This is a genomic window from Thermococcus sp. (genome assembly GCF_027012695.1).
Taxonomy (GTDB): Archaea; Methanobacteriota_B; Thermococci; order Thermococcales; family Thermococcaceae; genus Thermococcus.
In genome coordinates, this window is sequence record NZ_JALUYR010000042.1 from 21,301 (window position 1) to 32,829 (window position 11,529).

General features: G+C 57.0%; 8 protein-coding genes, 1 tRNA gene and 1 pseudogene. 5 read left to right on the forward strand and 5 right to left on the reverse strand.

Annotated features, from left to right (window positions below; translation table 11 throughout):
* Positions 1-1,287, reverse strand: a complete 1,287-nt coding sequence (locus MV985_RS02425; protein ID WP_297460391.1) for an ArsB/NhaD family transporter — start codon at positions 1,285-1,287, stop codon at positions 1-3.
* Between the two features lie 9 nt (positions 1,288-1,296).
* A complete protein-coding gene (locus tag MV985_RS02430; protein WP_366085104.1) occupies positions 1,297-1,860 on the reverse strand; it encodes a universal stress protein in 564 nt (187 codons plus the stop codon).
* Between the two features lie 147 nt (positions 1,861-2,007).
* Here MV985_RS02430 and MV985_RS02435 point away from each other — a divergent pair, with 147 nt between their 5' ends.
* Entirely contained in the window at positions 2,008-3,930 is a 1,923-nt protein-coding gene (locus MV985_RS02435) for a S16 family serine protease (protein ID WP_297460393.1), read from the forward strand.
* 12 nt (positions 3,931-3,942) lie between these two features.
* Here the strand turns inward: MV985_RS02435 and MV985_RS02440 are convergent, their stop codons facing one another.
* Positions 3,943-5,049, reverse strand: a complete 1,107-nt coding sequence (locus MV985_RS02440; protein ID WP_297460465.1) for a M20/M25/M40 family metallo-hydrolase — start codon at positions 5,047-5,049, stop codon at positions 3,943-3,945.
* A 54-nt stretch (positions 5,050-5,103) separates the two neighbouring features.
* A tRNA-Ala gene (locus MV985_RS02445) sits at positions 5,104-5,181 on the reverse strand.
* Positions 5,182-5,293: 112 nt separating this feature from the next.
* On the opposite strand from MV985_RS02445, the gene eno reads away from it, so the two are divergent.
* Positions 5,294-6,586, forward strand: coding sequence for a phosphopyruvate hydratase (gene eno / locus MV985_RS02450; RefSeq protein ID WP_297460473.1), 1,293 nt, complete (start codon positions 5,294-5,296; stop codon positions 6,584-6,586).
* Positions 6,587-6,612: 26 nt separating this feature from the next.
* On the forward strand, positions 6,613-7,230 hold the full coding sequence (locus MV985_RS02455; RefSeq protein ID WP_297460400.1) for a hypothetical protein: 618 nt from the start codon (positions 6,613-6,615) through the stop codon (positions 7,228-7,230).
* On the opposite strand, the gene MV985_RS02460 is transcribed toward MV985_RS02455, so the two are convergent.
* Positions 7,151-7,684 carry a PadR family transcriptional regulator gene (locus tag MV985_RS02460; RefSeq protein WP_297460409.1) on the reverse strand — a complete coding sequence of 178 codons (534 nt, stop codon included), beginning with the start codon at positions 7,682-7,684 and terminating at the stop codon, positions 7,151-7,153. The two genes, MV985_RS02455 and MV985_RS02460, sit on opposite strands and share 80 nt — an antisense overlap.
* Before the next feature lie 115 nt (positions 7,685-7,799).
* Here MV985_RS02460 and MV985_RS02465 point away from each other — a divergent pair, with 115 nt between their 5' ends.
* On the forward strand, positions 7,800-11,168 hold the full coding sequence (locus MV985_RS02465; RefSeq protein ID WP_297460419.1) for an MMPL family transporter: 3,369 nt from the start codon (positions 7,800-7,802) through the stop codon (positions 11,166-11,168).
* Positions 11,169-11,404: 236 nt separating this feature from the next.
* A pseudogene (locus MV985_RS02470) lies at positions 11,405-11,529 on the forward strand (radical SAM protein); the annotation flags it as partial.

Below are 11,529 nucleotides of genomic sequence, written 5' to 3' on the forward strand. Positions count from 1 at the left end.
TCACACCCCTATGTACCTGACCCAGAGGATAGCCATTCCCGCGGCCACGGTGACGATCATCACGACTAAACCAACCTTCAGGAACTCCACAAAGCTGATCCTGATCCCCTCGCGCGCCGCTATTCCGATTACCACAACGTTCGCGCTCGCCCCTATGGCAGTACCGTTACCGCCGAGACACGCCCCAAGGGAGAGGGCCCACCATAGGGGGTAGATGTTCATCGAACTGCCCATCGCCTTTATCAGCGGGATCATCGCGGCAGTGAGGGGAATGTTATCGACTATTGCAGAGGCTATGGCCGAGAACCAGGTGATTATCACCAGGGCCTCCCCGGTGCTGTGTATATGCCCGGTCACCCAGCTCGCTATCCCGTTTATGACCCCCGTCTCAACCAGCGCCCCGACGAGGATAAATAGACCGACGAAGAAGAATATCGCCGTCCACTCCACCTTCTCCAGTATCTCGTCTGGCTCCATACCGCTCCATATCAGGAGAACCGAAGCTCCAAAGAGCGCAACGACTGCCGGCTCCAGACCGAGTTTGTCGTGAACGAAGAAGAGACCGATAACGGCCAGGATGACGATGACCGATTTCCTGAAGAGTGAATGGTCCCGTATGGCCTCCTCCTCGCGGAGGCTCTCTATAATGGACGTTATGCTGCGCTTCTTCTTCTCATCAACCCTCATCGCCCCGCGGTAGATCAGGTATATCAGGCCAAGTGAGAGGACCAGGTCAACGGCCGCTATGGGCCCCATGTTAACGAGGAACTCGTTGAAGCTCAGTCCCGCGGCGGAGCCTATCATTATGTTGGGGGGATCACCGATGAGGGTGGCGGTTCCACCGATGTTCGAGGCAAAGACCTCAGCCAGGAGGAACGGGACGGGGTTAACATCCATGAGCCGGGTTATGTAGAGCAACATCGGCGTAAGGAGCAGGACGGTGGTGACGTTGTCGAGAACAGAGCTAACAAGTGCCGTGACTAGTGAGAACAGAAGGAGAACTTTCATGGGGCTCCCCCTGGCGAGCTTTGCCGTTTTTATGGCTATAAACTCAAACAGACCGCTTTCCCTGGCGGTGTTGACTATGATCATCATTCCTATGAGGAGGAATAGGGTGTCCAGATCCAGGTACTCGGGGAGTTTATCCCAGGGGACGATTCGAATGAAGAGTATCAGCGCGGCACCGAAAAGCGCCGCAACAGTCCTGTGGACCTTTTCGCTTATGATGAGGGCGTATACTCCCAGGAACACAACAACGGCCACGAGCGTCGTAATACCCTGCTCCATGATCTCACCTCAGTAAACCATCGCCGGCTTCACGACGTGCTGGACTATCTTCATGACCACCGGACTCACCGGAGACGTCCTGGAGACCTCGGAGCCGTAGCTCCTGGAAACCACGAGGAGATCAAAGTCCCCCTCCTCCATCATGGTTATGACGTCGTCACTCTTGCTCCCTATGAAATACTTCCTCTCCACGCGGAGACCGAGCTTCTCAAGACGGGAGGCTATCTCCTCAGAGAGTTTCTTCGCAAACTCCAGCTTTGCCTTCCTGAGCTTTTCTGCCTCCTCCCGTCCAAGGGTCTGCTCTATTATCTCGAGGGTCTTCCTCTCGGAGATGTAAACGACCGTGACCGAGGCCCCCGGATAGGCGCTCAGGGTCTCGTAAACTCCCTCCGGAATCTCCCCCGAGAACCGATCAATGGGCATCAGAACGGAGCTGATCTCCGGGAGTACAAACTCCTCCGGAAGCAGGAGAAACTCGCGGTATCGCCTGAGTACCTCCTCGTACCTCTCACCCGCAATTCCGCGGAACTTCTTCTGGATGAGTCTGGTGAAGATGTCCATATCCCTCCCCACCCGGGGGAAACGGGGGAGTTTTTAAGGGTTTTGTTACACCTATCTAAAACATTAGAATTTACCGACGTTTAATTCGTGCGACCTCAATTTCAGGGATGAACCAAAAACGCTTTATTAATGCCCCCCAACCTGAAACCAGGTGAGAAAATGAAAAAACTGGCGGTACTGACGTTGGTTCTGATGCTGCTGGCACCCATTTCCGGTTTCACCGCAGCACAGTGCCCGGATGAGGGACACACGGTCGTTCTCAAGGCACCTGCCGTTTCGAAGACCTCCAGCGGCGAACTCATAGGCGTTGCGACCGACTTCGTCATAACCGTTGCCCCCGGAAGCGGCCACGTCTACGTTGAAACCTGGCCCCTGGCACAGGTGGACATGCAGGCCAGCGCGAGACTCGCCGCACAGGTCGCGGGCAAGGTTCTGGGAGTTGACATGGGAAAGTACGACGTTTTTATACAGGTGAAGGCGGACTCCCCGATCATTGGGGGTCCCTCTGCCGGAGGAACGATGACAGTGGGAATAATAGCGGCGCTCAAGGGCTGGCCCGTCAATCCAAAGGTTATGATGACGGGCATGATAAACCCGGATGGAACCATAGGGCCGGTTGGGGGCATACTGGAGAAAGCGGCCGCGGCCCACAGCGCCGGCGCGGAGCTGTTTCTAATCCCCGAGGGTCAGAGGATCCAGTACGTCCAGGAGACCCAGAAGAAGGAGATAGGCGGGGTCGTTGAGATACACACTCAAACCAGGAGAGTCGACGTGGTCGAGTACGCCAGGGAGCGGTGGGGCCTTCGGGTAATAGAGGTTAGGGATATTTACGAGGCAGTCTACTACTTCACAGGCCACAGGATACCGAGGCCCCGGGCACCCGCCTACATCAGGATAGATACCTCCTTCCTCAGGGAGGATGCGCTGAAGGACTACGAGAACACGAGCGTATACTACAATGAAACCCTTAGAAAGCTGAAGGACAGTGACGTCGGCTACGGCACCTACGCTACCCTCATGGAGGCCCTCAACGAGGCCAGAGCCATACTCAACGAGTCGCGGGAGGCCCTGTCCCGGGGAAGGTACTACACGGCCCTCAGCAGGGATTTTCAGGCGAGGATAATCATAAGGCACGTTGACTGGTACCTCGACGTTAAGGATCCGGGGGATGTACAGAGACTGCTCAGGATGACCCAGAAGGAGATAAACGCCTCCGAAAGGATCGTGGAGAGCGTTAAGATCAGGGGGATCACCATGCTACAGGCCGTCGCGGCCGCGGAGGAGAGGGTGGAACAGGCAAAGGAACTCCTCGAAGAAGCCTGGAAGTACTACTACTCCAACGACTACTGGAACGCCATAGGCGATGCCGCATACTCCTACGAGAGGGCAAAGACATCCGTCTTCTGGACCCGGCTCGGCGAGAGGTTCGCGGGCGGACGGGAGATAAGCAGGGAGACCGTGAAGGCAACCGCCCGTGAGTACATAGACGAGTCCAGCCTGATCGTAACTTACATAGAGTCAATGTACGGCAGCGTGGGCGGGGATCTGAGCGACAGCATCGTCAGGGCGGAGCAGTACTATGAGGACGGAAAGTACTCGGCGGCGCTGTTTACGGCAATGGAGGCACGGGTCAGGGCCCAGGTGTTCCTCGATACCCTCGGAATAGACAACTGGACCGTTCTGATGGACAAGCTGAGAACCATGAAGGAGGACGCGAGGGCCGCCATAGGGATGGCCCAGAGCAACGGGGTAACGCCGATACTGGCGATGGCCTACTACGAGTTCGCGGAGAGCTACGAGAAAAGGGCCGAGAAGACCCGCAGTCTCGATGATCTCCAGACGGCGATGACATTCTATCAGTACGCCAGAGAAACGGCGGGACTCTTCATAGGCGGCTCTTCAAAGCCCCCTGCGAGCGTTCCGCAGGAGAACTCCAGTGAGGTTCCCCCAATAGTGATCCCCTCCGGTTCCGGCAACACCCCCGCTGAAACTCCCTCTGCCGGGCAGTCCCCCTGGCCCATCGTCGCGGTCGTCGCCCTGGGGGCCTTCCTAGTGGGGGCGATAGTAGGGAAGAGACTCTGACACCTTTTCTTTTCAAATCATTGCCCGCAGGTAACTCAAGTAGAACTTTTTAACTCTCTTCACCGAGGAGACGCTCACCCACTCGTCGGCGGAATGCCAGTTGCCCCCAATCGGGCCGTAGACAAGGGTTGGCCTGCCAAGGTAGGTTCCGAAGTAGTTGAAGTCTCCGACGCTCCTCCCGTAGGTTATCTCAGGATCCCCTCCAAAAAGCGCTCTGTGGACGGAGCGGAAGAGGTTGACGAAGTGACTGTTTCGTCTCACAGTATAGGGAAGCATCTCAGGAGTGGGCCGCTCGAACCGGCTTATCTCAACGTTCCCCCTGAGTCCAAGCTTCTCCCACAGAGCCAGCAGTTCTCCCCTCACCTTCTCCCAGTCCTCGCCGGGAACGATGTGACGGTCGATTATCGCCATTGCCTCATCGGGAACGCTCAGACCGTCGGCGGAACCCCCTATGTGGAGCGTGCAGTAGGATCCCCTACCCAGTTGTCCGTGTTTCCTGAGCCGGATCCTTCCAAGGCTTCCCACGAAGGCTCCGAGTTCCTCTATCGCGTTTACCCCGAGGTAAGGTCTGGCGGCGTGCGCCCTCTTACCGATTGCCCTGACCATCACGACGAGCCTTCCCCTCGCGCCCAGCATCAGGCTCTCGCCGGTCGGCTCCGCAACGAGAACCAGATCGGTCCCCTCAAGCTTCCCGCTCTGTATGAGCTCCCAGGCCCCCCGCGAGTAGCCCTCTTCATCGCTCACAGCTGTAAAGATAACGTTTGGCCTCTTCTCCAGGGGAAACCTCGACAGTTCAATGAACGCGCCAAGAATGGCCGCCAGACCGCCCTTCATGTCCGCGCTGCCCAGTCCGTAGAATCTGTCACCCTCAAACTCTCCGAGGGGATCCCTGTTCCAGCCCTCGGATGCCCTGACAGTGTCCATGTGGCCGTTCAGAACCACCGTCGGTCCCCTACCGGGAAGACGTGCTATGATGTCATCGCCGAAGCCCTCAACAGGAAGCGTCTCAACGGGGATTCCCTCACCGACGAGAAGATCCTGTATAAAGGCCGATATCTCACCCTCACTCCCCGTTGGGGATTCTATTGAGACGAGCTCTTTCAGGAGTTTTACCTCCACCCCAACCACCGGGAATAGAACTCAACGAAGTCTTAAGGGGTTTCCGGAGAAGTGTGGTGGACCGGGCGGGATTTGAACCCGCGGCCTCCGCCTTGCGAGGGCGGCGCTCATACCAGGCTGAGCTACCGGCCCATCCAGTAGTAGAAAAGCGGGGAGGTTTTAAAAAGTTTTGGTCCCGGATCGGTTCCGACGGCGGGCTAAAACCTTTATATGCTCGGAGAGAATACCCCATGAGGTGATTGGGATGGAGAACCCCTTCGAGATTACTGGAGTGATTGCCAGGGAGATACTCGACAGCAGGGGAAACCCGACAGTTGAGGTGGAGGTATACACGCCGGTCAGCATGGGAAGGGCAGCGGTTCCGAGCGGAGCTTCAACTGGAACCCACGAGGCGGTTGAGCTACGCGACGGCGGGAAGAGATACCTTGGGAAGGGAGTTAGGAGAGCTGTGGAGAACGTCAACAAGATAATCGCGCCCGAAATAATGGGCATGGACGTCACCTGGCAGAGGGACATAGATACTCTCATGATAGAGCTTGACGGAACGGAGAACAAGAGCAACCTCGGCGCTAATGCAATCCTCGGCGTTTCTCTGGCGGTTGCAAAGGCCGCAGCGAACGCTCTGGGTTTACCGCTCTACCAGTACATTGGAGGAACCAACGCCTACGTTATGCCGGTTCCGATGAGCAACGTCATCAACGGTGGAGTACACGCGGGCAACGACCTCGACTTCCAAGAGTTCATGATAATGCCTATCGGAGCAGACAGCTTCCGCGAGGCCATAAGGTGGGTTAGCGAGACCTATCACGTCCTCAAGGGTGTCATAGCCCAGAAGTACGGAAGAATAGCCATCAACGTTGGAGACGAGGGTGGATTCGCCCCGCCGATGAAGGAGGTAACCGAACCCTTCGAAGTCCTTATCCAGGCCATCGAGGAGGCAGGTTACAAACCAGGTGACGAGATAGCCTTCGCCATTGATGCGGCCTCGAGCGAGTTCTTCCACCCTGACATCGGGAAATACGTGGTTGCCGGAAAGGAGTACGACAGGGGAGAGCTCCTCGAGCTTTACAGGGAGCTCGTCTCAACTTATCCGATAGTTTCCATCGAGGACCCGTTCCACGAGGAGGACTGGGAGGGCTTCGCCCTTATAACGAGGGAGCTCGGAGACAAGATACAGATCGTCGGCGACGACCTCTTCGTCACCAACCCCAAGAGGATAAGAAAGGGCATCGAGATGGGAGCGGCAAATGCGCTCCTCCTCAAGGTCAATCAGATAGGAACGCTCAGCGAGGCCATAGATGCCGCCTACACCGCCTTCAGGGCCGGCTACGGTGTCGTTGTCTCCCACCGCTCTGGGGAGACGGAGGACTCAACCATAGCGGACATAGCGGTTGCCCTCAACTCCGGCCAGATAAAGACCGGTGCTCCAGCGAGGAGCGACAGAAACGCGAAGTACAACCAGCTGATAAGAATCGAGGAGGAACTTGAGGGAATCGCCTACTATCCCGGAAGGAAGTTCAGGAACCCCTTCCTCTGAGCCCCTTTTTAATTTTGGTGGATCCGATGAGGGTTGAGGTCATCCTAAAGCCCCGGCCGCTGCTCATTCTGGCGGAGGTATTCATCCTTCTCGCGTTCATCCTCTCGACGAGGTCATACAACGGCTCAATAGCCTGCCTCGGTGCCTCAACGATCCTGTACTACGTCGGAATGACCGAGTTCGTGAGAAGAAAGCTCGGCCGGTGGGCGGTTAAGAGATTCACGGTGGCTTACCTGCTTAGGGCCCTCTCCTGGGTTCTAATGATCGCCTCCGCCTTCTACACCTATTCCGCGGTGGTGAAGAACATCTTTCCCTTCGGGCCGAGGGAGTTCGTGGTCACATCGGTGGTTGCGCTGATCGGCGCGGCGATCAACTACGTGGCGGTCGGTATACGGAACAGCGTCCTCTGGAAGATAGAGGGACTCAGGACGAGTCTCTGGTTCTCCAGGCTTAACTCGATGGTGCTCTTCATCATGGCCGCACTGCCCTTTCTTCCGGCCCTCGCGGAGGCTGGAGAGATCCGATGGGTGCTGGCTATTCTTTCAGCGCCGGTGCTGGGTTCCTTCACCGTTCTGGCGATTCTCGGGAAGATCTTCTACTGGAGGTTTCTCCTGGTGATGGAGAACGGGCTAGGATCTCCCTGAGTCTGTCCCTCTTCGCCTCCAGGAGCGTTATCACCTCGTCCAGTATCCTCAGGTACTCCTCAACGGCCTCCCTCGCGAGTTCCTTCCCGTAACCCCTCTCCCGGAGCCTCTCCCTCATGAGCTCGTGATACTGAATGGCCGTGTAGAGGGACTTCAGGGCAAGCTCGTTGGCCTCTCTCAGATAGTTCCAGCCTTTCTCGGTCAGTCTGTATCTGACCAGTCTCCTCTTTCCCCGGTACTCCTCCCTGGGTTCTATCAGCCCCTCCTCGACCATCTTGTTGAGCATCGTGTAGAGGTTGCCGTGGCTCGGTTTCCATATCCCTGCCGCTATCTTCTCTATCTCCTTCATTATCTCGTAACCGTGAGTTTCCCCTTTGAGGCCGATAATGAGGAGTATGAGGTTCTTGAGGGGGACCGTGAAGATGCTCCTAACGATCTTGGCCTCGGCGTCCATGATACCACTTCCGAAATGTTTATAAGCGACATATCAAAGCCCGATATGTTTGGTATGAACACATTAACCATAGACAGTTTCCTGCAAACTCCTTAAAAAAGTTGGGGTGATCGCAGTGTCCTGGAACGAGTGGATAGCCAGGCATTCTAAAATTGTGGTAATGATCTGGCTGGTCATGATAGTGATAATGACACCTATGGCGATCAGAATAAACAGCATCACGAGTTACAGCATAGACCAGATGCTCCCGAGCGGCATAGAATCCGTGGAAGTTCAGAAGATAATGGAGAAAGACTTCGCGGGGGCCGTGAACGAGAACCAGACCTTCCTCATAATCACAAACGTGAGCGTCAACGATCCCCGGGCAGAGATGGCCTACCACCGCTTCAGGGAGAGGGTCGAGGGCAGGTACGCCCGCAACGTAACCTCCTACTACGACGCCCTGGAAAACCTCGAGGTGAGGAGCCGGACCCTGGCGCTGAACCTCACCAGGACAACGGCCAACGTCACGGGGCTGCTCTACACAACGGCGCTTGAGACCAACAGGAGCTTCGGACAGTTCCTGGAAAGGGTCTATCTCCTCGCCAACACGACCGAGAACACGAGAGAGCTCCTGCTCCAGACCGCCAGGGCGTACCTGAGTCTCAGGGAGAACCTCACGGATCTCTACAGCAGGATGAACTCCCTTTCAAAGCTCCTGAAGGATACCGACGCCGCCTATCTAAAGCTGGTATCGGAGAACCCAAACCTCACCCTTGAAGAGAGGAAGCGGGCCCTCGAAAATCTACTCTACGAACGGGTCAACGGGAGTCTCAAACCGCTCGTCCCAGCGGTGGTGGAAACCGTCGTGGCCTACGACCCGGTTCCGAGCGGAACCCTCCTCAAGAACCCCGGGCTCCTGGAGAACGCAACGGTGGACCTCACATACCGCGTGATGGGCGATCCCAGTCTTCCGAGGGAGGTGCTCCACGCCCTTTACAGGAGCCATGGCGATGAAAGGATCATCGGAAAGATAGCGGCGGATCTGCTCCGGGAGAAACTCGTCGGAGAGCTCAGGGGGAAGGTCCCAGACCCCGAAAAGACGGCGGAGATAATCGTGGCGGCCGTTGTTGAGAACCCCGAGGGGATAGTCAGCGGCAAGACCCTGGAAGATGCCACGGTGTCGACGGTTTTGAAGCTTCTGCCGGAAGAAAGGGCAGGGGCGGAGCTCGAAGAACTCGTAAGGGCTCTTTACAGGGGTGCCGATCCGGAGAAGCTTGCCAGGGAAACCTTCCTCAGGGAGTTCGAGAAAAGACTCTCCGAAACAGTTCCCCCCGGAACGCCGGAGAACGTTAGGAAAGCCCTTCTCTCACTGGCCAGGGAGGTCGTGGAGAGATATCCCCTCAGCGGGAGGGAACTGGAGGCCATGGTGAAGAAAAAGGTGGCGGAGATACTAGGCTCGTACCTGGCCGGTGGAATCGGGGGAGTTGAGCTCGATATAAACCTTACCAAGCTCGTGGACCTCGCGTACAGGTTCAGGGACGATCCGAGTGCGATAACCGAAAAAGACGTTGAGCCAGTGGCGGAGGACGTTTACAGGAGCCTCTACTCCATTATGGGGCCCTACATCGAGCACCTCAAAAGCGAGGACAACACGAGCCTGATGATAATCTTCATTCCAGCCGGGAAGCCCGCGAGGGGGCAGGATGAGTACAGGTACCTCTTCGAGAACGCAACCATCGTCAAGAGAACAGCCCTCGAGGAGTTCGGAAGGTACTTCCCGAAGGTTGACGGTGCCCTCGGCGGAAACCCGGTGCAGCTGCACGAGATGTTCGTCCTGGGGAAGGAGGACAACGAGAAGACGACGAAGTTCAGCGTCGTGGGGGCGCTGATAATCCTGTTCATCCTCATGGGGGCGGCGGTTCTGGCGACGATACTGCCATTCACGGGCGTTGGAACCGCGATCCTGACGAGCTTCGGTTTGATATACCTCCTGGCCAAGGGGGACGTGATGAGCGTCGGCAACTGGGCGGTTATGCTGACTGTGACTACAGCCCTCGGCCTTGGAATAGACTACGCCACCTATTACCTGCACAGGTTTAGAGAGTATCTGGCGGAAGGCTATGACCACGAGGGGGCCGTTGCCGAGGCACTGAAGCGCTCAAAGGACGCGGTCTTAGCGAGTGCAGCAACGGACATAATAGCCTTCGCGAGCTTCGTTCTGGCATGGGAGTTCCCGATGTTCAGGCAGATGGGAATCATCGCACCGCTCGCGGTCGTTGCGGTCCTCCTGGCCAGCCTGACGTTCATCCCCGCCATGACGTCCCTCGTGGGGGACAAGCCGATCTTCTGGTGGCCGAGGAAACTCGAGAAACACCTGAAGGACATAAACGTCCACGAGAGGAGCAAACTCGCCGGGTGGGCGGTAAGACATGCGAGGCTCGTCCTCCTGATCGCACTGCTCTTAGCCGCCCCGGCGACCTACGCCTTCTTCACCTTCGATGGCAGCCACGACATGACCCTCTTCCTCCCCGAGAACAGCGAAACCTACCACTTCATCCAGCTGAGCCAGGAGAAGTTCGGGGCAGCGGTGGCCTCGCCCTACTACGTGATCCTGGAGTTCAAGGGACCCCTGAGCGACCGGGATTTAAGGACAATCGAGAGGATAAGCGAGCACCTCCTGGAGATGGAAGGTGTGACCTCCGTCTACTCCCCGACGATGCCCTATGGAAAGCCCCTGAAGAACCTCACGCTTGAGGAGATAAAGGCCCTGGGAGGGGACCGCTACATATCGAGGGACGGCAGGATGGTACTCATCCAGGTGAGCGCGAGGTACGGGGAGAACAGCGAGGAGGCAAAGAGGCTCATAAGGGAGATGCGGGCCTATCTGAGGGAAGAAGTTGAGAGGAATCCAAGGCTCCAGAGCGCCCTCGTCGGTGGGAACGCGGCCCTAAGCCTTGACCTCAGCGAGAGGATCAACGACGTCTTCTGGCACAGAATCCTGCCGGTAGCTCTTATCCTGATGTTCCTCTCGCTGATACCGACCCTCAGGGGACTGCCAGCGGTGACGACCACCGTCGGCACCATATTCCTGGGCGTCATGACGAGCATCTGGGTATCAACGTGGCTCTTCGAGAGGGTCTTTGGACAGGAGGTCATGTGGTTCCTGCCGCTCATGGTCTTCGTCGTTCTCATGGGGGTGGGCATAGACTACAACAGCTTCTACCTGGTGAAGGCCAGGGACGAGTTCGAGAGAAGAGAGCCGGAGGATGCTTTAGTGGTCGCGGCAGGAACCATGGACAAACTCGTGCTCGGGCTGGCGGGGGTTCTCGCGACCACCTATGGGGCACTGATCCTCAGCGGCACCTGGGGAATGCGGGAGATAGGCTTCACCCTGGCAACAGGGGTGCTCCTGACCGCAACGCTCGCCGTCTACTTCATAGGACCGGCCTTCATGAGCCTCTTCGGAAAGAAGGCCTGGTGGCCGTTGTTCAAGGAGAAGTGACCCTCTTCCCCATTTTTGCCCCAAAACCGTTATATTTTTCCCAACTTTTCTCCAGATGGCCAAAAGAGAACTCGATCGGTGTTCCAGATGACGGAACGAAAAAAGCTCAAAATCTACATCCCCTGCATCAAGTTCCCCTCGCAGGACCGGGGGGTTTCACCTCCCACGTCCTTGCCAACCCCCTCCCCCCGAGAGTGGGGCTTCGCCCCCTACAACCCCTTTCTGAGGTGAGTTAAATGAAAAAGCTCAAAATCTACATTCCCGGCATAAAATTTCCATCAATCTCGCTCACGGGCAACGCCTGCGCTTTAAACTGCGCCCACTGCGGGAGGCACTATCTGGAGGGCATGAAGAAGCCCGA